Annotated in this window: 21 protein-coding genes; 11 read left to right on the top strand and 10 right to left on the bottom strand. The window is 41.1% G+C overall.

The features are described from left to right. Positions 1-2: 2 nt before the first annotated feature. Positions 3-809: an inner membrane protein YpjD gene (locus PSH50_RS03740; RefSeq protein ID WP_273609277.1), complete on the bottom strand. Its 807-nt coding sequence runs from the start codon at positions 807-809 to the stop codon at positions 3-5. 253 nt (positions 810-1062) lie between these two features. Between PSH50_RS03740 and ffh the strand changes: the two genes are divergently transcribed. From ffh to tyrA, 6 genes are all read left to right on the top strand, one after another. After that, positions 1063-2442, top strand: coding sequence for a signal recognition particle protein (ffh, locus tag PSH50_RS03735; RefSeq protein ID WP_024031859.1), 1380 nt, complete (start codon positions 1063-1065; stop codon positions 2440-2442). A 250-nt stretch (positions 2443-2692) separates the two neighbouring features. Continuing rightward, positions 2693-2941 (top strand): 30S ribosomal protein S16, encoded by a 249-nt coding sequence (rpsP, locus tag PSH50_RS03730; RefSeq protein ID WP_004587327.1) that lies wholly within the window; start codon positions 2693-2695, stop codon positions 2939-2941. A gap of 17 nt (positions 2942-2958) precedes the next feature. Further along, positions 2959-3495 carry a ribosome maturation factor RimM gene (rimM, locus tag PSH50_RS03725; protein WP_273609276.1) on the top strand — a complete coding sequence of 179 codons (537 nt, stop codon included), beginning with the start codon at positions 2959-2961 and terminating at the stop codon, positions 3493-3495. Next, positions 3495-4262 carry a tRNA (guanosine(37)-N1)-methyltransferase TrmD gene (trmD, locus tag PSH50_RS03720; RefSeq protein WP_004587325.1) on the top strand — a complete coding sequence of 256 codons (768 nt, stop codon included), beginning with the start codon at positions 3495-3497 and terminating at the stop codon, positions 4260-4262. Before rimM ends, trmD begins: the two co-directional genes overlap by 1 nt. Before the next feature lie 33 nt (positions 4263-4295). Further along, a complete protein-coding gene (rplS, locus tag PSH50_RS03715) occupies positions 4296-4655 on the top strand; it encodes a 50S ribosomal protein L19 (protein ID WP_004587324.1) in 360 nt (119 codons plus the stop codon). A gap of 251 nt (positions 4656-4906) precedes the next feature. Next, positions 4907-6040 (top strand): bifunctional chorismate mutase/prephenate dehydrogenase, encoded by a 1134-nt coding sequence (gene tyrA, locus PSH50_RS03710; RefSeq protein WP_029773468.1) that lies wholly within the window; start codon positions 4907-4909, stop codon positions 6038-6040. 104 nt (positions 6041-6144) lie between these two features. Here tyrA and PSH50_RS03705 read toward each other — a convergent pair whose 3' ends face one another. After that, positions 6145-7302: a chorismate mutase gene (locus PSH50_RS03705; RefSeq protein ID WP_054982179.1), complete on the bottom strand. Its 1158-nt coding sequence runs from the start codon at positions 7300-7302 to the stop codon at positions 6145-6147. A 358-nt stretch (positions 7303-7660) separates the two neighbouring features. On the opposite strand from PSH50_RS03705, the gene PSH50_RS03700 reads away from it, so the two are divergent. Next, positions 7661-10675 (top strand): EAL domain-containing protein, encoded by a 3015-nt coding sequence (locus PSH50_RS03700; RefSeq protein ID WP_200910440.1) that lies wholly within the window; start codon positions 7661-7663, stop codon positions 10673-10675. A gap of 12 nt (positions 10676-10687) precedes the next feature. Here the strand turns inward: PSH50_RS03700 and PSH50_RS03695 are convergent, their stop codons facing one another. Beyond that, positions 10688-11017, bottom strand: coding sequence for a translation initiation factor (locus PSH50_RS03695; protein WP_024031864.1), 330 nt, complete (start codon positions 11015-11017; stop codon positions 10688-10690). Between the two features lie 129 nt (positions 11018-11146). Between PSH50_RS03695 and PSH50_RS03690 the strand changes: the two genes are divergently transcribed. From PSH50_RS03690 to PSH50_RS03675, 4 genes are all read left to right on the top strand, one after another. Beyond that, a complete protein-coding gene (locus PSH50_RS03690; protein ID WP_273609275.1) occupies positions 11147-11452 on the top strand; it encodes an STAS domain-containing protein in 306 nt (101 codons plus the stop codon). Continuing rightward, positions 11452-13101, top strand: a complete 1650-nt coding sequence (locus PSH50_RS03685; protein ID WP_138577486.1) for a fused response regulator/phosphatase — start codon at positions 11452-11454, stop codon at positions 13099-13101. The genes PSH50_RS03690 and PSH50_RS03685 overlap by 1 nt, the downstream gene beginning before the upstream one ends. A gap of 56 nt (positions 13102-13157) precedes the next feature. After that, positions 13158-13817: a GAF domain-containing protein gene (locus PSH50_RS03680; protein WP_024031866.1), complete on the top strand. Its 660-nt coding sequence runs from the start codon at positions 13158-13160 to the stop codon at positions 13815-13817. An 80-nt stretch (positions 13818-13897) separates the two neighbouring features. Beyond that, complete coding sequence (locus PSH50_RS03675; protein ID WP_004587316.1) at positions 13898-15088, top strand: amino acid aminotransferase; 1191 nt, start codon at positions 13898-13900, stop codon at positions 15086-15088. Between the two features lie 265 nt (positions 15089-15353). On the opposite strand, the gene PSH50_RS03670 is transcribed toward PSH50_RS03675, so the two are convergent. The 7 genes from PSH50_RS03670 to PSH50_RS03640 all read right to left on the bottom strand — a co-directional run bounded on the left by PSH50_RS03670 (position 15354) and on the right by PSH50_RS03640 (position 22708). Next, entirely contained in the window at positions 15354-16199 is an 846-nt protein-coding gene (locus PSH50_RS03670; protein WP_273609274.1) for a Tim44 domain-containing protein, read from the bottom strand. A 160-nt stretch (positions 16200-16359) separates the two neighbouring features. After that, positions 16360-17112: a DUF3379 family protein gene (locus PSH50_RS03665; protein ID WP_054982184.1), complete on the bottom strand. Its 753-nt coding sequence runs from the start codon at positions 17110-17112 to the stop codon at positions 16360-16362. After that, entirely contained in the window at positions 17112-17669 is a 558-nt protein-coding gene (locus tag PSH50_RS03660; protein WP_039972214.1) for a sigma-70 family RNA polymerase sigma factor, read from the bottom strand. Before PSH50_RS03660 ends, PSH50_RS03665 begins: the two co-directional genes overlap by 1 nt. 63 nt (positions 17670-17732) lie before the next feature. Continuing rightward, positions 17733-19397 carry a BatD family protein gene (locus PSH50_RS03655; RefSeq protein WP_273609273.1) on the bottom strand — a complete coding sequence of 555 codons (1665 nt, stop codon included), beginning with the start codon at positions 19395-19397 and terminating at the stop codon, positions 17733-17735. Beyond that, positions 19391-21295, bottom strand: a complete 1905-nt coding sequence (locus tag PSH50_RS03650; protein WP_273609272.1) for a VWA domain-containing protein — start codon at positions 21293-21295, stop codon at positions 19391-19393. Before PSH50_RS03650 ends, PSH50_RS03655 begins: the two co-directional genes overlap by 7 nt. Continuing rightward, positions 21295-22281, bottom strand: a complete 987-nt coding sequence (locus tag PSH50_RS03645; protein WP_024031872.1) for a VWA domain-containing protein — start codon at positions 22279-22281, stop codon at positions 21295-21297. The genes PSH50_RS03650 and PSH50_RS03645 overlap by 1 nt, the downstream gene beginning before the upstream one ends. Beyond that, entirely contained in the window at positions 22274-22708 is a 435-nt protein-coding gene (locus tag PSH50_RS03640; RefSeq protein ID WP_004587309.1) for a DUF4381 domain-containing protein, read from the bottom strand. Before PSH50_RS03640 ends, PSH50_RS03645 begins: the two co-directional genes overlap by 8 nt. Between the last annotated feature and the right edge of the window lies 1 nt (position 22709).

The raw sequence follows: 22709 nt of genomic DNA, 5'->3' as shown, positions 1-22709 counted from the left end.
AGTTAAAACTTATTTAACACCACTTCTTGTATAAAACGGCTGCCAAAATAAGCAAGTGTGAGGGTAAATGCAGCGACCATGATGGTAATAACCACAGGTTTTCCACGCCAGCCTTTTTTCATGTGCCCAAGCGCCACAGTGACAAAAATAACCCATGCGACAAGCGATAAAATGGTTTTATGGATAAATTCTTTTGCAAACATCCCATCCAAAAACACAAACCCTGTTAATAAGGCAAAGGTAAGTAACACCGTACCTAAGTTTAATAGTTGATAGAGCTGACGTTCTACCACCATTAATGGTGGCAAATGGCTATGCACAATTGCTAAATCTTTACGTTTTAAGCGTTTATCAATAAAGTAAAACTGCACGCCGTATAAAGTAGCAATAATTAACACGCAATATGCTAACAGTGATAGCGATATATGTGTAATAAGGCCTATTTCAATATTAAAGCTTTGTAATAAAATATGGTGCGGTATAAACAAACTCGCAATGGTGAGTAGGGCTGCAAAGCCATAGACGACCGGTAATAGCAATGTAGCAGGGAACTTTAACGACACCGCAGTCACCGACACCACAATAACCCAGCAGGTCAGCAGTGCAACATTAACAATACTTAAATCTTGCCCGTCGGAGCGAAACACCGAATTAACCAACAGCAGCATGTGCGCTAGTATAGCCACGGTACTTAAAATAACCGTTACCTTTTGGCTAGGACCTTGTTGATGAAACAGGCGTGTTAACACGTGAGACGTTGCTAACACATAAAATAAACTGGCAATAATAGTTAAACTAATAATCAGCATTGTGCTTGGGCCACTTATAATTAGAGTCAAATAATTCTTGTTGTTATAAGCACATTGTATTTTATAGCAAAGCAATTGCATAGACCTAAAAAAAGAAACTCAATAAGCTGTGCTTCAATACTGTATTGTGCGCCATCATTTACGGTATACTGTTTTTAATTGAAATTTAATACTATTGCTCCCATCTAATAAGTAAAATGCAAATAAGCGTGAGCTTATTGGGTCAATATAAACGTCTTATCGGAACCGTTACATGTTTGAGAACCTCCAAGAACGATTAGGTAAAACCTTAAAAAATATTAGTGGCCGCGGCCGTTTAACAGAAGACAACATTAAAGACACGCTACGTGAAGTACGTATGGCGTTTTTAGAAGCTGATGTTGCGTTGCCTGTTGTTCGCGAGTTTGTAAAGCAAGTTAAAGAACGTGCCGTAGGTGTTGAAGTAACTAAAAGCTTAAGCCCTGGCCAAGTATTTATAAAAATAGTGCGCGAAGAGCTTGAAAAAGCGATGGGTGAAGCCAACGAAGAGCTTAGCCTTAATGCACAGCCGCCAGCCGTTGTTATGATGGCTGGTTTACAAGGTGCGGGTAAAACAACCAGTGTTGGTAAGCTTGCTAAGTTTTTAAAAGAGCGTAAGAAAAAGTCAGTGCTAGTTGTTAGTGCCGATGTATACCGTCCGGCGGCTATTAAACAGCTTGAAACACTTGCCAGCGAAGTTGACGTGGATTTTTTCCCAAGTGATATTTCGCAAAAACCAGTAGATATCGCCACCGCTGCTATTTCTCATGCTAAAAAGAAATTTATAGACGTTGTTTTAGTCGATACCGCCGGCCGTTTGCACGTAGATAACGAAATGATGGGCGAAATTAAAGACCTTCATAAAGCAATCAACCCAATCGAAACATTATTTGTGGTTGATGCAATGACGGGTCAAGATGCGGCGAATACCGCTAAAGCATTTGATGAAGCGCTACCTCTAACCGGTGTTATTTTAACTAAAACAGATGGTGATGCACGCGGTGGTGCTGCTTTATCTATTCGTCATATTACCGGCAAGCCAATTAAATTTATGGGTGTGGGTGAGCGTACGGATGCACTAGAGCCGTTCCATCCCGATCGTATCGCATCGCGTATTTTAGGCATGGGGGATGTACTTTCATTAATCGAAGAAGTCGAAATGAAAGTCGATAAGGAAAAAGCAGCTAAGGTCGCTGAAAAAGTATTTAAAGGCAACGGCTTTACCCTTGATGATTTTGCAGAGCAATTAAAGCAAATGAAAAATATGGGTGGCATGATGTCGATGCTAGATAAGCTGCCTGGTATGCAAAACTTACCCGATGCGGTAAAAGGCCAAATGGGTGACAAAACCTTCATTCAAATGGAAGCAATCATCAGCTCTATGACCAAACAAGAGCGTGCGCGCCCTGAGATTATTAAAGGCTCTCGTAAAAAACGTATAGCCGCAGGCTCTGGTACACAGGTACAAGAGATAAATAAACTGCTAAAACAGTTTACGCAAATGCAAAAAATGATGAAAAAAATGAAAGGTAAAGGCGGCATGCAAAAAATGATGCGCGGCATGAAAGGCATGTTACCACCTGGAATGATGGGTGGCGGTGGCCCTAAATTTTAATGTAGCGCTTAAATAGCCGCTATATAATGTATAACAAAAGGGCTAATTGGCCCTTTTTTGTTGAATAAATTATGCGCGTGGTGCATGATAATCTATTAATTGTGGCTCAGATCACAGTTTAACCTACTAAAGTGGCTTTTTGCTTCACTTCTTACTTGCATTGTTGCTAAAAACTCGTACAATTCCCCAGCTCCCCATACTGGGGAGTAAATCTTATTAATGAAAACAGTCAATCTATTTAGAGGACGGTATGGTAACTATTCGTTTGCAACGTGGTGGCGCTAAAAAACGCCCTTTCTATCAAATTGTGGTTGCGGATAGCCGTTTCTCGCGTGACGGTCGCTTCATCGAGAAAATTGGTTTCTTTAACCCAATTGCTTCAGGTCAAGAAGAAAAACTTCGTTTAGATTTACCTCGTGTTGATCACTGGGTAGGTCAGGGCGCAGGTCTTTCTGATCGTGTAGCTAAGTTAGTTAAAGACGCTCGTAAAGCGGCTTAATAGGCGTAAGTGTAACCATGAGTCAAGAGAACACCTCATCAATTATTGTCGTAGGAAAGCTCGGTGCCCCATATGGTATAAAGGGCTGGCTTAAGGTACATTCATTTACTGATGATCCCCAAGGGATCTTCGATTTCAGCCCGTGGTTGATAGGGCAACAAGGTAAATGGCAGACCTTAGAAGTGGTCGACTGGCGTCGCCACAACAAAGGCTTTATCGCTAAAATTGCGCAAGTAAACGACAGAGACGAAGCAATGGCTTATACCCATGCAGAAATATCTGTTGATTCAGCGCAATTACCAGAACTCCCGCAAGGCGAGTTTTATTGGCGAGATCTCATTGGCATGTCGGTTGTAACTGATAAAGGTTATAATTTAGGCACTGTTGATGACCTGATGGAGACAGGATCGAATGACGTACTGGTTGTTAAGGCAAACAGTAAAGATGCATTTGGTCAAGCTGAGCGTTTGATTCCTTTTTTAACTGATTCAGTAATTAAAGAAGTTAAATACGAAGCGAGAGAAATTACCGTAGACTGGGAACCTGGGTTTTAATGACTCAAACTAGTTCATTATGGGTAGGGGTGATAAGCCTTTTCCCAGACATGTTTGATGCTATTACACACCAAGGTGTCACTGGTCGCGCAGTGAAAAATGGCTTAATTGACTTTAACTGCTGGAATCCACGTGACTATGCTTTAGATAAGCACAGAACCGTAGATGACCGTCCTTACGGGGGCGGCCCAGGTATGTTAATGATGGTTGAACCATTAAAACAAGCCATTCTTGACGCTAAAAAAGCGGCAGGTGATGGCGCAAAAGTAATTTATATGTCCCCGCAAGGGCGCAAATTAGATCAGCAAGGGGCTAGCGAACTCGCAAACTCTGAAAAGCTGATTTTGATTGCCGGTCGCTATGAAGGTATAGACGAGAGAATAATAGAGTCATACGTTGACGAAGAATGGTCAATTGGTGATTTTATTTTGAGTGGTGGCGAATTACCTGCCATGACATTAATTGATGCAGTAGCGCGATTAGTGCCAGGCGTGTTAGGTCATAACCAGTCAGCAGAGCAAGACTCATTTTCGGATGGCTTGCTAGATTGTCCTCACTATACACGGCCAGAAACATTGGACGACAAACAGGTGCCTGCTGTACTACTCAGTGGAAACCACCAAGAGATTGCAAAATGGCGGCTTAAGCAGTCATTAGGCAGAACTTGGCTACGACGTCCTGACTTGTTGCATAACCTAGCTCTGACTGAGGAGCAAGCGGTATTACTCGCACAATTTCAGCAAGAGTACCAAAAAGCTTGTGGCTAGAAGACAGTTACACCTAGGAAAGTGAGAAACATAATGGCAAAAGTAAACCAAAATATTATTAAAGCGCTTGAAGAAGAGCAGCTTAAAACAGACGTACCAGCATTCGGCGCTGGTGATACAGTAGTTGTACAGGTACGTGTAAAAGAAGGTAACAAAGAGCGTCTACAGGCCTTTGAAGGTGTTGTAATCGCTAAGCGTAATCGTGGTCTTCACTCAGCATTCACAGTTCGTAAAATTTCGAGCGGTGAAGGTGTTGAGCGTGTATTCCAAACGCACAGCCCTCTTATTGATAGCGTAACAGTTAAGCGTCGCGGTGCGGTTCGTCGTGCTAAGCTTTACTACCTACGTGAGCGTTCTGGTAAATCTGCACGTATTAGAGAAAAACTTAACTAATACGCGCTGTTTATCAACGCAAAGAAAACGGGTTGCAGCCTCACGGTTGCAACCCGTTTTGGTTTTTAAGCATTAAATAACATACTACCTCTTCACAAAAGCATCCCTCTGTATTAAGTAATCTTCACTCGCGTTGCTACATTAGCCTTTTAACCCATACTTGATCCTGTTAGTATTTAACGTATTGATTAGTTTACTTAAATGTAAATATATATTTACGAAATGAGTTGTTTATAGGTGGAATGAGAAACGTGGCTGAATTAAGTGATTTATCACAATTACGAGATGGCATAGATGAGTGCGATGCGCAATTAGTTGCTTTACTTGCAAAGCGAAATGCAATAACCCAAAAAATTGGTGCTATTAAGCAGCAAAATGGCGCCCCCCTGCATGCCCCTGAAAGAGAAGCTGCTTTGCTCGCTGCTCGACGTGATGAAGCGATTAAACAAGGAGTCAGCCCTGAACTTGTTGAAGACATATTAAGGCGCATGATGCGCGAAGCTTATCAAAACCAACAAGCTAAACTTGCCTGTGCAGCTCCTGATTTATCACCTATTGTAATTGTAGGTGGGCAAGGGGCAATGGGCCAGTTATTTGCTCAGCAGTTTATTCGTTCAGGTTATGAAGTTAAGATTTTAGATAAAGATCAGCAAAACGATGCTAAAGCCATTTTAGCTGGCGCAAAATTAGTGATGATCAGTGTGCCTATCAATGCACTTGAGGCCGTTGTTGCTAAGCTACCTAAACTTGATGATGACTGTTTGCTTGTTGATATTACCTCAGTTAAGCAATCACCCATTAAGGCATTAAAGGCGGCGCACTCTGGGCCCGTTGTTGGCCTGCACCCTATGTTTGGCCCTGATATTTCTCACTGGGTTAAACAAACTGTTGTTGTGTGTGAAGGCCGAGCGCATGATGCTGCGAAAGGCTTACTACAGCAGTTGCAAGTATGGGGTTGCCAACTTGTTGAGCTAGATGCTAAAAAGCATGATGAAGCAATGCAAATTATACAAGTAATGCGCCACTTAACGACCTTTGTTTATGGGCAGTTTTTAGCAAAGCAAAGCCATACGCTTGAGGAACTAAGAAGCTGCTCGTCTCCTATTTATCAGTTAGAGTTGATGATGGTAGGGCGCTTATTTGCACAATCTCCTGAGCTATACTCAGATATAATGTTGGCCCAGTTTGATAATGTTGAGAGTTTATTAGCGCAATACCAAGAGACCTTTGCACAAACTCTTGAAAAGCTAAAAGCGGGAGATAAAGGCGCACTCATCGATGCATTTGCTGATGCTAAAGCGTATTTTTCAGACTCTACCGCGCACTTTTTGACGCAAAGCCGTAGCCTGCTAAATAAAGCAAATGACGCCAAGGTATTAGATTAAAAGGGTTAAAAATGTGTAGTTACTTAAGCTATACGTTGAAAGCATTTTAAATCAGCGATTAAAAAAGGGCCTACTTAGGCCCTTTTTAGTATTTGCGTGTTAGGTTAGGTATTAACACTCACAGCTTGTAAAGACTCACTTTGATAACAGCCTAAAACGCGCACATATTGAGTATGCTCTTTTAGCTCCTCTAAGGCATGTTGCACTTGGCTATCGGCAAGGTTTGCCTCTAAGTCTACATAAAACACTTCTTCCCACGGGTTACCCGGTACAGGACGAGACTCTAGTTTAACTAAGTTTATTTGATGTTGTTTAAACACCATTAACGCATCAGCCAATGAACCTGCTTGTTGTTTAGTAGCCATAATAAGGCTGGTTTTAGTCGGTATTTGTTTAGATACCTGCAGAGGTTTGCGCGCCACCACGATAAAGCGGCTGTGGTTTTCACTTTGATTCGCAAGGTTTGATTTAATCACTTCAAGGCCAACGTTTTTACCTGCCTGCGCTGAGCCAATAGCCGCACTATTTGGCGTATTTAAAGCTGACTGAAGAGCACTTGAGGTTGAATCACAGGTTTCATGTTGTAAATCACCGAGGCCTTGTAAAAAGCGACTACATTGAGCAAATGGCTGAGGATGGGCATAAATTTTAGTTAATTGGCTTAATTCAGTATCTGGGGTAGCAAGTAAGCAGTGCTCTACACTGTGTGTAACTTCACCTACAATTGATACTTGAGCATGTTGTAATAAATCAAATACTTCGTTAATACTGCCCGAGCTGGTGTTTTCTATAGGCAGCAAACCAAAATCTGCTTGGCCATTTTCTACTTTGCCCGTAATTTCATCAAACGAGGTACAGCCAATTTCGACTAACTTGCCAGGGCGGCGGCTAAAGTATTTATGACATGCTAGCTGACTGTACGAGCCTTGCCCGCCTAAGTAAGTAACGCGATGTGTTTCGCTTAATGCATCGGGGTTTAAGTTTTTTTGCAGCATGGCTTGCTGATGCAGCACAGAGTCTTCCAAAATGGTTTGAAAAACGTTATTCACATAATACGCATCTAGACCAAGCGACTTGCCATAACCAATCAGCTTTTCGAGTAAGGCTAGTTCGCGCGCTTCATCACGAATCGGTTTGTTATTCGCAATTTTATACTCAACAACACCATGGCTAATACGGCGGCGCTTAGCTAATAACACCAATAGATCAGAGTCTATTTCGTTAATATCGTGTCTGAGCGCGTTTAAAACATCGTTGGTCATTTTGGTTTCCTCATTCCAAAAATAAGTTGCTTAGTGCAACTAAAACAAAAAAGCCTCCCAAGTGGGAGGCTTTGCTATTCGATTGATTTTATCTCACAAACAGTTCAGCCTCTTTTATATAAAGAAGCTAAAAAAAGAAAAAAAAGTGCAAGATAAGATAATTTTCATGCTGTTAATGTATGAGGTGTTACTAGCAAAGTCAACAAGCAAGCCAGTTTAAATAGACATAATGAATAATTATCAGCTCCTAGCTAACATTTAGATAAAATTTACAAATAGTTTATAAATATGAATAGGGATCTGGTATATTTCAGGTATTAGCTAAAAATAACAACAACTAAAATAGTAAGGTTGGCCTGTGGTGTATAGACGCCCTCCATCGCGTTTTGGACTAAATTCTTTAAGTGTAAAGCTGTCGTTGCTTATATCTGCAATTTGTTTAATTGCCGGTGTGTGTGCTGCCGCGCTGATGCTTAAATCTGAAGAAAAACAATTAGTTTTCGAAGAGCATGAAGTACTTAAAAGCTCCACCGAATTACTTATCAGGCAATTTGACGCACTAATCAAAACAAAATCAGCCGTTGCCAAGCAGGCTAATAATGTTGTGTCAGAGCAGCTATTTAGTGATAGCTCAGCAATCAATTTATCTAACAAAACCCAGTTACAATTTAATAGCGACGGCACTATACGCAGTGCATCGAGCGACGGCCTTTCAGCCGCATTTCTTCCTCAGCAGCATTATTCTCCTTTTTATAAGCGTTTATTTAATAACTCAGAGTCGTTATGGAAAGTCATTTCACCAACCTTAATTCACGACTTTTTTAATTTTTATATGATCACCAAAGACGATTTCATCCGTGTCTCGCCCCCCAATTGGGCGTTAAACGCACCGGCTGAACTCAGAGGCTCTAATGGTGCAACATTTAAGTATGTACAAAGTGATTTAAACCCTAGCAGAGAACCTGTTTGGTCTAAGGTTTATTACGATAAAGTATGGCATAAATGGGTTATTAGTTTGCTTGTCCCTTTGTATGTTGATAATGAATTTTTAGGGGTGACCGGCAGCGATATAGATTTAAATACGCTGATTTCATTTTTACCTGTGGGCGATAAAGAAAAACATTTACTGGTATTTGATAAAAAAGGCCAACTGCTTGCGCACCCGAGTCTTAACCCAGCGCTACAAGCAAGTTATGGCAGCAAAGATAAAACAATAACAACAAACGAATTTGTAAATCCGCAATTGCAAGCCATTATAAATGAAGCAATTACCATGAAATTACCAGAGTATGCTAATTCGTTTGTACAAAACGATGAAGCACACATTATTAATATTCGTAAAATTGATAAATTAGACTGGTATATTGGGGTTTATAAAAAACGCTCATCAACGCTCTCTGCTCTGCAAGATTTAAAACTGAAGTTTTTTGGCTTGTTTGTGCTTTATGCGGTCTTGGTTGCCTTATTGTTACACCAAGCGCTGTATCAGCTAGTGCTTCGCAGAATTCACACATTAGTACATGCAGTTACTGGCTTTGGTAAAGGGCAATTACTAACCGAATTCCCGCCAGAGAACAAAGACGAAATAGGCACGCTAAACGGCTCATTTAGAGATATGACCGTAGAAATTCGTAAGCTTATAGATGGGTTAAACCAGCGAATTACAGAAAAAGAAATTGCCGAGAAAGCCGCTAATAGGCTCTCTAAAGCCGTTGCCTTCTCAGGAACCGGTGTGGTGATCACCGATGAAAACTTTGTTATAGAATACGTTAATCCCAAAATGCTGGAGATGACAGGCTACCCAGAGAGCCACTTTAACCGCGCGCCGCTGTTGAATATTATCGCATCTGAGATGGCCATTTTGGTTGAAGATATCAATATCGACCTTCGCAGTAGAAACTACTGGCGTGGTGATACCTTGATTCAGGGCAATGATAAACAGCCTATTTGGGTATCGTTAAGTGTTTCTCCTATTCGCGAAGACGGCGGTGAGATCACCAGTTATGTAGCCTCCGCACAAGATATTTCGTTTGTTAAAGAAAGCCAGCGCAAAATGGAGCAGCTTGCGTACTTTGACACGTTAACGGGCTTAGCAAACAGAACCTTTTTTAGAATGCAGCTACGTAAATCAATGGCTTTGGCTGAGCGCGGCCATTATGCGTTTGCACTTTTTTACTTTGATTTAGATGAATTTAAACGCATTAACGATACGTTAGGCCACGATGCAGGCGATCAGTTACTAATTGAAGTTGCTAACCGCCTTAAAGCACGCTTACGCGCCGAAGATACAATTGCCCGCCTAGGGGGCGACGAATTTGCTGTATTACTCAGTGGTATTGAAAGCCAAGAGCATGCCAGTGATGTCGCAAATACTATTCAAAAAACACTTAATGTGCCTATAAAGCTTGGCAATAACGAAGTAATAGTCAGCGCTAGTATTGGTATTACAATGGCCCCTTACGATAGCCTAGAAGAAGATCAGCTTTTAAAACATGCTGATTTAGCAATGTATGAGGCAAAAGCCAAAGGGCGTAATACTTACCACTTTTATAGCCAAGAGCTTAACGCGGCTGCCAATGAAAGGCTGTTCATTGAAAACGAATTACGCCATGCGATTAAAGAAAAACAGTTTGAGGTTTATTATCAGCCGCAAATAAACTCATTAACTCAGCACGTTGTAGGCTATGAAGCGCTACTACGCTGGTTCCACCCAGTAGAAGGGCTTATATCGCCGACCAAGTTTATTCCTATTGCTGAGGCAACAGGGCTCATTGTGGAACTCGGTGAGTGGGTATTACAGCAATCGTGCGAGTTTGCCGTGCGTTTAGCGCAAGATGGACGAGATAACAACGTATCTATTAATTTATCGGCACGTCAGTTTAAAGACGCTAATTTAGTGCCCATGCTCAGCAGTATTATAAAACAAACAGGGGTAAGTGCTAAGCGGTTACACTTGGAGCTTACCGAAAGTATGCTAATGGGCAATGTTGAAGCTGCCATTACGCAGTTACACGAACTAAAAGCACTGGGTATTTCAATATCGATTGATGATTTTGGTACTGGCTATTCGTCGCTAAGTTACTTAAAACGATTCCCGGTCGACATATTAAAAATTGACCGCTCGTTTGTAAAAGATATCCCTGCTGATTCTAATGACATGGAAATTACCGCCGCTATTATAGCCATGGCGCAAAAGCTTAAATTAGACGTAGTTGCAGAAGGGGTTGAAACGATTGAACAAGTAGAGTTTTTGCAAAATAATAATTGTTATATTGTGCAAGGATTTTATTACAGCAAACCGATTGCTGAGAGCGAACTGCCAGCGTTATACAAAAAATTAAACGATGCGCCTAACATTGCTAGTAGCAAATAAAAAGTTGCGGGTTTAGCCACCCGCAATTTTTACTTTAAATTTAAGGGTTTCTAAAATCCCTTTTAGTTTTTCGCGATCATCGCCTTGAACTTCAATAATGCCTTCTTTTACCGCGCCACCTTGGCCCATTTTACTTTTTATGGTTTTAGCTAGCTTTTTTAGATCGTGCGCTTTTGGATCTATACCCACCACCAACATCACACCTTTACCTTTTCGGCCCTTAGTTTGGCGCTCTATGCGGATAAAGCCATCTTTAAACAGTTTTGCAGTGGGTTCTTGTTCAACCTTTGGCTGGCTAATTCGGCCCATATCGGTTGAATATACTAAGCGGTTATCACTCATAATTTACCTAAATAAACGTTTTTATTGATGTATTAAATAATAACAAATTTGCTGGCGAGTGTTTTTATTTTTGCTAAATACTTTTAACAGGTTATATTTAGGTCAAAGGAAATATTATTGGAGTTTATAATGAGTTTAACAAAGAGTTTATCGGTTGATGAAAGTACTTTAACGATACAAATTAAAGGCAAATTTGACTTTAATTTAGTGCAATCATTTCGCCAAGCCTATGCCCAAATTGAGCCTAAAACAAATAAAGTGATTATCGATTTAAGAGAGACTGACTACATGGATAGCTCTGCTCTTGGTATGTTGCTTAACATGAAAAAAACCATTGAAAGCCAGGTACAATCAATAGAGATCAGTAATTGTCAGCCTCAGCTTAAAAAAATACTGCAAATATCACGTTTTGATAAGAAGTTTGATATTAACTAATGACCCACGTACTTATTGTTGACGATCAGGCGCTTAATCGCATCCTGCTCGAAAAAATGCTGCTCGAAGAAAACTATAAAATATCAATTGCGTTTAACGGCCTAGAAGCACTTGAGGTGTTAGAAAAAGAAGCGATTGATATTGTTCTACTCGATGTACTTATGCCGGTAATGGATGGCTTTGAAGCTGCAAAGCTGATAAAGCAGCGATACAACGACGTTTATCTACCCATTATTTTTATTACTTCGCTTGAAGATCAAAGTAGCTTTGAGCGTTGTTTAGAAGTAGGCGGGGATGACTTTATTCAAAAGCCGTTTGAAAAAGTAATTTTAAACGCAAAAATTAAAGCGCACAGCCGTACGCGCGAATTAAGTAAAAAAGCCCATCAACAAAACACCTTACTTGAGTATCATCGCAATCAAATAGAGCGCGAGCACGAAATAATTGAGCACATTTTTAATAACTCGCTCGAAAACCAAGATAAGTTTAAAGACCATTTAGACTTTAGCCTTTCTCCTGCTTCTATGTTTAACGGTGACATGTTTTTAGTCGCGCAAAGCCCAATAGGCAATTTATATTGCATGTTGGGTGATTTTACCGGGCATGGGTTAGCGGCCGCGATTGGAGCATTACCTGCATCACGGGTGTTTTACACTATGGTGCAAAAAGGCATGGCTGTTAACGATATCGCCTCTGAGATCAATATATTACTGCATAATTTACTGCCAGAGCACATGTTCTGCGCGGCGACTATTATTGAGCTCAGTGCCTCGGGCAAAAGTATTTCAGCCTGGCTTGGTGGCTTACCAGATGCGTACTTAATAAATACCGATGGTGAAGTAAAGCAAACGCTTGAGTCGCAACACATGGCGCTGGGGATTTTAGACAGCGATGAATTTGAATATGAACTAATTAATTTAGAAGTTGATAAAAACACCCGCTTGGTGCTTTCAACCGATGGCATAATAGAAACTAACAACGACGCCGATATTTTTTATGGTGAGCAGCGCTTTTTAGCAGCACTTAAAAGCAAGCCGATGATCAGCAGTCAGCGTGTTATAGATAATGTAAATACCTTTGCCAATGGCAGTGAGCAATTAGACGACTTAAGCTTAGTGCTGCTTAATTGTTTGCCGCTAACCCCAGAGCCTGAGGCCAAAGAGGCGTATTCTAATTTGGCATTTAACTTTTCACTTAGCTTAAACGCACAGCAAATTAAATGCACAGACCCTGTGTATGATGTTGTTAATGTATTAAGCAGTGTTGAGGGGCTTAGGTCGCATCGCTCAAATATATTTTTATTGCTTTCTGAGGCGTATAACAATGCACTTGATCATGGTGTGTTAGGCCTTGATTCAGACATAAAAAAACAAGACGATGGCTTTTTTAAATACTATGAATTAAGAGAGCAAGCACTGAGTAAAATGAAGGAGGCGATGATTATTATTGATATGCGATATTGCCCAGATACTTTGTGTTTGTACTTTATTATTTGTGACTCGGGTAGGGGGTTCTCAAGTGACTCTTCTACACGTACCGAACTCAACGCAGAGTTTGGGCGTGGCTTATCGTTACTCGAAGAAGTGGCAGAAAAAGTCACGTATAACGCAAGTGGTAACCAAGTCGAAATGTGTTACAAGTTGCTATAGCTCAGAAAAAATTTCCATGTTATTATCTAAAAAATTTTAGATGTATGGATGGCCAAATGATTTCTTCTTACCTTGATATTGCGCAATTAAATATAGACCCACAATTAATTGCCAAAGAGCTAGAGCAGCTAGAACAGTATATTGCTGCAAGCGCGCTGCCGTCTGTACGTTGGGAATATCAAATTCCTGAACTCGGTGAAGGCGGTGCGTGTAGTTTGTTTGGTTATTTACAAGATGAGCCATTTAAACTTACTGATCACGTGAGCGCGACTTCACAAAACGAGCAAAAACTAGCAAACCTACAAAATATAGTTAATTACATAGAGCAGCAAACACAGGTCGATTGGTATGGTATTTATCAAGCGGTTGACACTGCTCAGGGTCCGCAATTATTAAAGCTGGCGTATCAAGGTGCGCCAAGCCGTCCACTGTTTCCTCTTACTGAAGCATTTGCAGCAGGCAGCAATAATGTACAAGTTGCATTGTCTAAGCGCGGGCGTGTAATTAACAACGTAGAAAACTATTTAGCACAAGGTGGCGAGTACTATACGTGCGACCCTAAAGTGAAAGCTGAAACCTGTTTACCCTTATTTAATGAGCAACATGAATGCGTCGGTATTATAGATGCAGAGGCATTTAGTAACGACTTTTTTGATAGCCGTACACTGGCTGTATTAGTTGCGTGCTGCATTAAAATTCCTCACTTTCTAGTGTAAATATCACTAGCCAAGAAGGTAAGCTTTTATGTTAAGCTTACTACAACAGCCAACCCCTAATTAATGATAAGAGATAGCTAATGTTCTCAGAATTAAAACCATTACCAACAGATCCTATTCTTGGCCTTATGGCAGCCTATAAACAAGATACAAACCCTAACAAGATTGATTTAGGTGTAGGTGTCTATAAAGATGAGCAAGGCAACACACCGGTATTAAAAGCGGTAAAAAAAGCTGAAGCATTTCGTTTAGAAAACGAAACAAGCAAATCTTACATTGGTTTAGCGGGTAACTTAGACTACTGTCAAAAAATGGAAAACCTATTACTAGGTGAGCACCAAGCACTTTTAGCAAACCGCGTACGTACTGCACAAGCACCAGGTGGTACAGGTGCACTTCGCGTTGCCGCTGAATTTGTTAAGCGTTGCAATAAAGACGCAACAGTGTGGGTAACTACGCCAACATGGGCAAACCACATTAGCTTGTTTGAAGCTGCGGGCTTAAACGTTAAAGAATACCCGTACTACGATTACGAAAACAAAGATTTATTGTTCGACGACATGATAAACACCCTTAAGCAAGTACCAAAAGGGGATATTGTGCTACTTCATGCTTGTTGTCATAACCCAAGTGGTATGGACTTAAACGAGACACAGTGGAACACAGTTGCTCAGCTTGCAAAAGAAGTTGGCTTTACACCACTTATTGATATTGCTTACCAAGGCTTTGGCTCGTCACTTGAAGAAGATGCACGTGGACTGCGCATTTTAGCTGATGCAGTAGAAGAGCTAATTATTTGTTCATCATGTTCTAAAAACTTTGGTTTATACCGTGAGCGTATTGGTGCGTGTTCAATTATTGCAAAAGATACTGCAACCGCTGATATTTCAAATTCAGTGCTATTAAGCGTTGTTCGTAGTATTTACTCAATGCCTCCAGCGCACGGTGCTGACATTGTAAACACTATTTTAAGCAGCACAGAGCTTACACAAATGTGGCACAGTGAGCTTGATGAAATGCGTAATCGTATTAATGGTTTACGTAGCTTAATTAAAGAAAGCTTAGCAGCAAAAGAGATAGAGCAAGACTTTTCGTTTATTGAACGTCAACACGGTATGTTTTCTTTCTTAGGTATTAATAAAGAGCAAATTGCGCGCCTACAAAAAGAATACGGTATTTACATTGTTGGTTCTAGCCGCGTAAATGTAGCGGGTATTAGTGATACTAACATTGAGTATTTCGCAAACGCCGTTGCTGACGTTTGTAAATAATACTATTACATAACAGTAATAAAAAACCGCCCAGCCTAAACTTTAGGCTGGGCGGTTTTTTTAGCTGTTATTTATACCAATTAGCTAATACCAATCTGCAATAATACTTAATCATTTTACGGGGCTAAACGTGTCGCTACCTGCGTAAAAAAACTCTCAATTAAAACACCTAAATAGCGAATTTTTTGCCGAGCTATCAACACGTTTATCCACCCTCAAAGTAGATCACTTAATTAAGCGAATTGGTATAACTATAATTACAGCACTATTCGCTATCGATTAAGTCTTCTACGCCTACAATCAGCCATGGTGCATCTGAGGTGGTAGCACGCTCAAGGTGCCAAATCTCTAAAATAGGCTCTTCTTTTTTATCGTCTAAGTCGCGGTATTTGCCTTTAAATTGCACACTTACTTGCCACGAATTTGCTGTTGTTTCAGCGCGTACAAGCTCGGCATCAATAAACATCACCTCAGTCGCTACCCGTTCAATCGCTTCGCGCTCAGTTTTAAACTCTTGAGCTAACGATGGGCTTAAATACTCAGCCATCGTGGCGTAATCAGCATTATTCCAAGCAGTTTGCATAGTGTGATAGTGGCTACGTGCGCCTTGTAAAAAGCCATTTACGTCAAAATTAGGGGGTAAATTGAAAGGCACTTGCTCAGTGTGTGCGCTTTGCTGGGTAAAACCACTGTTAGTAGGTTGCTCTGCGGCAGTTTGCTTAAAAGCAGAGTGCCCCGTAGCGTGTGTACCGGCTAATTGCGGGGAGTGGCGAGCGCGCATAAACCCCGTAATAAGTTTAAACAAAATAAAGGCAACGCCTGCTAATAAAATAATTTCTAATAGCTGCATGCCCTCAAAGTTATCTCCTAGCATAGCGGCAATTAAACCGCCGGCTAACAGTCCGCCTAATACGCCGGCCATAATGCCTTTTTTACTGCTTTTTGTCTTGGCTGCAGGTGCTGTGGTATCGGCTTTTTGCTTTTGTGTGGTTTGTTGTGTTGCTGGGGTTGTACCGCGTTTACTACTACCAAACTTTTTGCGTGCGTGTGCATCAAAACTTGCTGTACACAGTAGTGCAAGTAATGAAAATATAACGATGATGTTCTTCATGTAATTCCCTAAGTTAAACTGAGCGGTGAGTATAATTAACTTTTCAGTAAAAATTAATAATTACATTTAAAATCAATTGTTTTGGATGAAAAGTGAGCGCTGAATAGGCACAAAAAAACCGCTCAGTGTTACTCAGCGGTTTTTAGTCGTTAAGCGCTAGTTACAGCCAGCGAATGGCATTGGTAACCCGCTCGTTGTACACATTAATTGGCGCGCCGGAATTAGCCACTAAAATAGTATCGGCTTTGTCGCCTCGATTAATATGACCAGCAAAGCGCGCATCATGAAAATCATCTTCGCCAAACCCAAACGACTTATTCTCAGAAGGAACAATAAAGACCGTCATGGGGCCAAAGTCCGACTCAAAAATTAAGTGCAGACCTTTTTCACCTTTAAAGTCGCAAAACATCGCATAAGTAATTTTACCTGGCAGCTCTTCTATATGAGCGCCTAGCAGTGCAAGCTTATCGTTAACGCTTTGTAGGCTAATAGCATTGGTTTTTTCTAGGGCGGTAATTTCATGGTAAACATGGGTTAAAGCATGTTCGCCTGCTTCATGAGCAATGTGTTGCTCTGTGCTAAAAAAGAATGCGCCAATAGCTACAAAAAAAGACGCGGCTAGGGCTAAGTGAACACGGTCAAACTTAAAACGTGAGCGTGCATCTACAACGTTATCCCCAGTTGCTTGCTCTTCTTGCATTGCTTTTTCTTTTAACGAGGTGTTTAAAAGAATACGCTCAGCAAGGTTGTCAGGCACAGGCACATCTAACGCATCTTGAATTTGTTTATCAAAGTCTTTCATATCGCTTATAAAGTTTTGTCGCTCAGAGCTCTCTTTAGCAAACTCTAAAAGCTCCTTATCTAAATCGTTTGGCTGCGCAATAGTGCGTCGACGAAACTCAAGTTCATCCATTATTTTGATGCCCCTTTAAGTTGTTCATCATCACGGCTTAAAGCCTCTTTAAGTTGGTTTCTGGCACGGTACAAACGAGTCATAACCGTGTTTTTATTTAAATCGAGAATCTCTGCTATTTCTTCACCAGAGCACCCCATAACAACTTGCAGAAGTAAGGGTTCTCTGTATTCATCAGATAGCAGCGCAATTTGGCGTTGGATAACCGTTTGCTCCATTTCATCATCTAACGAATGGCTGGTTTCATCGACAAGTGTATCGTTTTCTACATCGCTGTAGTCAAACTGCTTGCGCTCAAAGCGACGTGCATTTTCTCTGCGCAAAATAGTCAGCAGCCACGGCTTGGCGGCTTTTTGATCCAATAATGAGTCAAGCGAGCGCCAAGCACGTAAAAACGTTTCTTGTACTAGGTCATCTGCAATATGTGGGTCACGGCATAACCAATAAGCAAAGCGATAAAGCTCCTTATTATATACATGGACCAAGGCTTCATAGCGCTTTTGTTTCTCTGCCATATCAACTAAGACCTGATTATTTGATTTTTTCTTTCCAAGCATAAGTACTTTTTTAATTAAAATTTATTATTTAATGCATGAAAAGACCTAAATTTATCAAACTAGTTAATAAAGGTCTTTTAATACAGCTTGTTGCGACTTTGTACGTTGAACTTGGTGCTGCTCAATTATGTTAATAATAGCATTAAGATCGATATCTGCACTGCTATTTGCATAAAGAGCTGACTGTAAACGGTTAACTTGCGTCGCCAGTTCATCATTATTGATGTTGTGTATTAACGTATCTATCGCAGCCACTTTTTTGCCCGTTAGCTTAATCGCTACCGCATTTAGTTCGCTATAAAATGCATTGAGATTATTTGATTTAGCTGCATTTTTAAGCGCGTTTAATGAAAGCGGTTGGGCTTTATTTACAGATACACTGTTATTTTTTGGCTCATTATTAGTAGAACGGCTTAACCAATAAAAAATTGCAGTGATTATCCAAAAAATATACCCAAGCACGGCAACAATAATTAACCAAAGCGGAATAACACTTTGCGGCGCGGCTATTGCTGTATTGGGCTGCTGTGTATTACTTACTTTATTAGCAGGCAAAGTTGGCTCACCTGTATTAAGGTTGTCGTTTGCAATAGCACCTGGGTTTATAGCATTGGCGCTTGGTGTTACCGTTATAGTGCGCTCAGGCAATGTAGCGTAGCTAATGCGGTTCATTTTGGTGTTATACCAAGGCAGTGTTATTTCTGGGAGGGTGTAGGTGCCCGCTTTTTGTGGTAATAACGCAAATGACGCTGTTTGCTGAGATACAACCCGTCCGTTTCTTACGGCATTGTTTGTTTCTACATCATCGGGGTAACTGCGAATTCCCGCAATGGTTTTCATATCAATTTCGGGCAGTTGCTCTTTAGTAACCCCTAATGCGGTTAAGGTAATAGTGCGTGTAATAGGCGTGCCAACTTCTACTGTTTTTTCATCAGGCTGCCACTGCTCATCAATATTAACTAACTCACTGGGTAGCCATGCGCCTTTATAGTTTGCCGGAATAGGTTTTATCTCAAGTTGCTGATCATCCCCTAAAGCCGACACCTCTAATTGGCGGTAATTTTGCTGTACACGGCCTTGAAACGTAGGGCCAACAATGGTGTATACACCACTTTTTTGCGGTTGTAGTAAGTATTCTCGGGTGATCACTAAATAACGTTTACCATCTACAAGCTCATAGCTTTCGGTTTGTTTACCTAATTGAGTAAGCTGTGCATCTTGCATACTGGGCGTACTTAGGCTGCCATCAAGCAGCTCTTTTGCTAGGTAGAGTTTAATCGTATATACGCCAGCTTCTTGAACAAACAACGAGTCACTTGAGAGCGATGTTTTTAAAAAAATATCGTTATTTTTATCAGCATCGGCAGCGCGTTTTGCCACTTTTAATTTTATTGGCTGCGAGCTTAAACCGGCCACGTTAAATGCCGGAATGGTGTATTCACCTTCATTACGGGTCATTAACTTAACAGACCAGGTTGTTTGCTTATTAATGCTGCCATTTATAATGTTGGTGCGCGTACTTAAACTTGTTGGCCCAACTACAAAGTCTTTAAGTAACACCGAGGTGTCGGGTTGCTCGCTTTTTATTGTGTCGTCAACTGAAATGTTAAGCATAAAAAATTCGCCAGCAAGGACTGGGTTTTTATCTACACTTGCCTCTAATTTGGTGGCGGCCCATGATGGCATCGCACTTAATAGCAATAAACAGCAAAATAATCGCATTACCATGATTTTTCTACTCCTGTAGGGCGACGTTGATATTGTCTTTTTTGGGCTTCTAATTGCATTTTATTCCGTAATAAAATTGCCGGATCGTCCGGTACTTTTCTTAATAACTGGTTAAGCTGCTGGGCTTTTTCTTTCTCTTCGTTGGTGAGCTCACGGGTTTGTGCTTGCGCGGCTTGTTGTTGAGCATTTTGCTTTTGCTCATCGGTTAACGTTTGCTGCTGCGCTGTTTGCGGCTGAGTATTTTCAGCCTGTTCTTCGTTTGTTTGCTCAGGCTGTTTTTGCTCTTGATTAGCTTGTGGCTGAGTTTGTAGTTCTGGCTCATTTTGTTTATCTGATTGTGAACCCGACTCAGCACTTTGTTGGTCTTGCTCAGTGTCAGACTCATCACTTGGCTCACCTTGCTGATCTTGTGATTGCTCGCCTTGACTTTGCTCTGATTGAGAATCGCTATTTTCACCTTGTTGGTTTTGATCTGATTGCTGATTGTTTTGTTGCTCACTTTGATCAGATTGTTGCTGGTTATCTTGCGAATCACCCTCTTGCTGTTGCTGCTGTTGTTGCTCGAGCAACTGCTCAACCAAAGCTTGGTTATCAGCGGCTTCGCTAAAGTTAGGTTGTAGCATTTGTGCTTGTTTGTAAGCATCTATGGCTTGTTCTAGCTGTCCTGATTTGGCAAGCGTGTTGGCATAGTTATAAAAACCAGTGGCTGATTTATCTTTACTAAAGGCTTCTAGTGCGGCATCAAAATTACCTTGTTGGTACAATGCAGACCCTTTTAAGCTGCTTGAGTCGGCATTGGCGGCCCGTTCAAAATCTTTATTTTTATAAGCATCAAGCGCTTGCTGATCAGTGTTTTTTAAAAAAGAGGGGAGCTCTAATGCACTTGCCTGTTGGGTTGGCAAAACGCTGAGTACTAAAAAGGCACCTACAAATGTTGCACTTCTAAATAAATAAAGGCCTAAGGGCAGTAAAATAAGTAACCCATATATACCTGCGTCTATGCGCCACAGGGCATGGCTTTGTTTTTCATCTTTTAATAACTCACTGTTGGCACTTGGTGCAAAAGTGGCTATGTCACTGCTGCTTGGTTGGTAAAGGGCAAACTTTCCACCACTGCGGGTCGCTAGGCTTTTTAAGCGGCTTATGTTAATGGTGGGGATGACTATTTGACCGTAGCTGTCTTTTAAAAAACCGCCTTCAGGTAATTTAATTGGTGCGCCTTGCTCTGTGCCTACGCCATAAATATTTAGCCGATAAGAAGAATTACTGGTAAAGCTAGTAATATCGCTTTGCTCTTCTTGGTCTATGCCATCGGTGACTAATATTATATCGCCATCTATATAGCCTGCTTGCGTTAAAAGCTCTTTTGCCATATCAAGGCCAGCTAAAACATTAGAGCCTTTGTCGGGCATAATGTCTGGGCTTAAACTCGGAATTAAATTAGTAAGCGTAGTGGCATCGTTTGTAAGTGGCGAGATAGTAAATGCACTGCCGGCATAGGCAACTAAAGCGGTGTCGCCTTCTTTAAATAGCTCAATCATATCGAGTGCTTTAAAGCGTGATTGCATTAAACGGTTCGGTGCTATATCGGTACTGTACATTGAGTACGACATATCCATTACAATCACACGAGCACTTTTACTTTGAAATACAGGGACCTGTTTTTCTTCAAAACTAGGGCCTGCACTAAAAATAATAGCTAAACAGCAAAATACAGCGACCAGCCAAAGTGGCTGGCTGGCTTTAGTGTTTGACTCGTTCATAATAAACGGCGCCAAATGAGGGGCAATTAGGTTATCTGCGCTTTGTTTTTTATGCTTAATAAAGGCTATAAAAAACAACGCAAGTGCAGGTATTAAAAGCCACAAAACAGCGGGACGAATAAATGTAAAGTCCATTAGTTAGGCTCCTTTAATGCACGTAAGGTGCTTAACATTACTTTTAAACTAATGAGTAAAATAGCAATAAGTAGTGGGTAGTAAAACAATGAGCTTTGCGGGCGAAATGTTTGCTCATCTGCGCTAATTGGCTCTAACTTATCAAGCTCTGCGTAAATTTGCTGAAGGCCAGCTACATCTTTGGCTCTAAAATATAACCCACCGGTTTGTTCGGCAATGTCTTTTAACAAGCTTTCATCTAAGCTGCCCCCACTCATACCACCCATATTAAATAGGCTAAATCCACGGGGGTTATCTGAGCCAACACCTATGGTATATACTTTTATGCCTTCCTCGCGGGCAAGGAGTAGGGCATCTTCAGGTTTTAAATTACCAGCGGTGTTTTGGCCATCGGTTAATAGCACCACAATACGGTTACTTTTATCTTTGTTGGCAAAACGCTTTACCGATAAACCTAGTGCATCGCCAATAGCAGTGGCACGCCCAACTAAGCCTATTTGAGACTCACTGAGCATTTTACTTACGGTTTTAACATCGCGAGTCAGTGGCGTTTGTAAAAATGCGGTGTCGCCAAATAATATCAGGCCTAACCTGTCACCTTGGCGCTGCTCTATAAAGTCACTCAATACCGCTTTTACCATAGTGAGGCGATCAACATATTGGCCGTTGTAAGCCATGTCTTGTTCGGTCATTGAGCCAGATAAATCGACCGCAAGCATTATATCGCGCCCTTCGTTTGGTAATGAAATGGGGTCGTCTAACCATGTTGGGTTGGCTGCAGCAGTGACCAGTAATAGCCAAAGTAGCCATTCAAAAATAGTTAGTTTACGTGCGCTTTTTTCAAGGCTTTGGCTGGCTAAGTTATGTTTGGCAAAGCTTGGAATACGTAACCGGGTATGTGCGTTACTGGCAGCAGGTTTTAATAATAAAAGTAATAAGGGCAGAGGTAGTAATAAAAACAACCATGGCCAGCTAAATTCAAACATGTACTGGCTCCTTTAGTTTAAATTGCTTTATGCCTTGGCGTAATTTTTCGTTAAGCGCGTCATTGGTTTGCTGCGCATTATACAGGCTTAAAAGCTCATGCTCGGTAAAGCTTAAACCGGTTAAGGTATTAAGTGTGTTACACCAGTTAGCAGTTGATTGCGTTGCTAGGCGTTTATCGTAATACTCTATTACTAAGCGCTTTAAAATAATATGAAGTGTTTGCGCGCTTTGCTCGTTGTGGCTTAAATCGATTGCGTAGCGCTTAGGCTTTTTAAATTTATAATTTTTGTAAAACCAAAAAGCAGCTGCACACAGTGCTACGAACAGCAGGGTAATAATAACCCACCAAGCAGGGGCGAGTGGCCACCAACTAACTTGGCTTGGCGCTATTATATCGTGCAGGCCATCGAGTGGATTGGTTTGCATG

The organism is Pseudoalteromonas sp. Angola-7, from assembly GCF_028599255.1.
Lineage (GTDB): Bacteria > Pseudomonadota > Gammaproteobacteria > Enterobacterales > Alteromonadaceae > Pseudoalteromonas > Pseudoalteromonas atlantica.
Note: the sequence above shows the minus strand (reverse complement) of the source record. Positions and strands in the feature narration are given on the sequence as shown.

Excerpts from the sequence above, each read along its gene's own strand:
- PSH50_RS03740 (WP_273609277.1), bottom strand. The coding sequence starts at position 809 with ATGCTGATTATTAGTTTAACTATTATTGCCAGTTTATTTTATGTGTTA.
- ffh (WP_024031859.1), top strand. The coding sequence starts at position 1,063 with ATGTTTGAGAACCTCCAAGAACGATTAGGTAAAACCTTAAAAAATATT.
- rpsP (WP_004587327.1), top strand. The coding sequence starts at position 2,693 with ATGGTAACTATTCGTTTGCAACGTGGTGGCGCTAAAAAACGCCCTTTC.
- rimM (WP_273609276.1), top strand. The coding sequence starts at position 2,959 with ATGAGTCAAGAGAACACCTCATCAATTATTGTCGTAGGAAAGCTCGGT.
- trmD (WP_004587325.1), top strand. The coding sequence starts at position 3,495 with ATGACTCAAACTAGTTCATTATGGGTAGGGGTGATAAGCCTTTTCCCA.
- rplS (WP_004587324.1), top strand. The coding sequence starts at position 4,296 with ATGGCAAAAGTAAACCAAAATATTATTAAAGCGCTTGAAGAAGAGCAG.
- PSH50_RS03705 (WP_054982179.1), bottom strand. The coding sequence starts at position 7,302 with ATGACCAACGATGTTTTAAACGCGCTCAGACACGATATTAACGAAATA.
- PSH50_RS03695 (WP_024031864.1), bottom strand. The coding sequence starts at position 11,017 with ATGAGTGATAACCGCTTAGTATATTCAACCGATATGGGCCGAATTAGC.
- PSH50_RS03690 (WP_273609275.1), top strand. The coding sequence starts at position 11,147 with ATGAGTTTAACAAAGAGTTTATCGGTTGATGAAAGTACTTTAACGATA.
- PSH50_RS03685 (WP_138577486.1), top strand. The coding sequence starts at position 11,452 with ATGACCCACGTACTTATTGTTGACGATCAGGCGCTTAATCGCATCCTG.
- PSH50_RS03680 (WP_024031866.1), top strand. The coding sequence starts at position 13,158 with ATGATTTCTTCTTACCTTGATATTGCGCAATTAAATATAGACCCACAA.
- PSH50_RS03675 (WP_004587316.1), top strand. The coding sequence starts at position 13,898 with ATGTTCTCAGAATTAAAACCATTACCAACAGATCCTATTCTTGGCCTT.
- PSH50_RS03670 (WP_273609274.1), bottom strand. The coding sequence starts at position 16,199 with ATGAAGAACATCATCGTTATATTTTCATTACTTGCACTACTGTGTACA.
- PSH50_RS03665 (WP_054982184.1), bottom strand. The coding sequence starts at position 17,112 with ATGGATGAACTTGAGTTTCGTCGACGCACTATTGCGCAGCCAAACGAT.
- PSH50_RS03660 (WP_039972214.1), bottom strand. The coding sequence starts at position 17,669 with ATGCTTGGAAAGAAAAAATCAAATAATCAGGTCTTAGTTGATATGGCA.
- PSH50_RS03655 (WP_273609273.1), bottom strand. The coding sequence starts at position 19,397 with ATGGTAATGCGATTATTTTGCTGTTTATTGCTATTAAGTGCGATGCCA.
- PSH50_RS03650 (WP_273609272.1), bottom strand. The coding sequence starts at position 21,295 with ATGGACTTTACATTTATTCGTCCCGCTGTTTTGTGGCTTTTAATACCT.
- PSH50_RS03645 (WP_024031872.1), bottom strand. The coding sequence starts at position 22,281 with ATGTTTGAATTTAGCTGGCCATGGTTGTTTTTATTACTACCTCTGCCC.
- PSH50_RS03640 (WP_004587309.1), bottom strand. The coding sequence starts at position 22,708 with ATGCAAACCAATCCACTCGATGGCCTGCACGATATAATAGCGCCAAGC.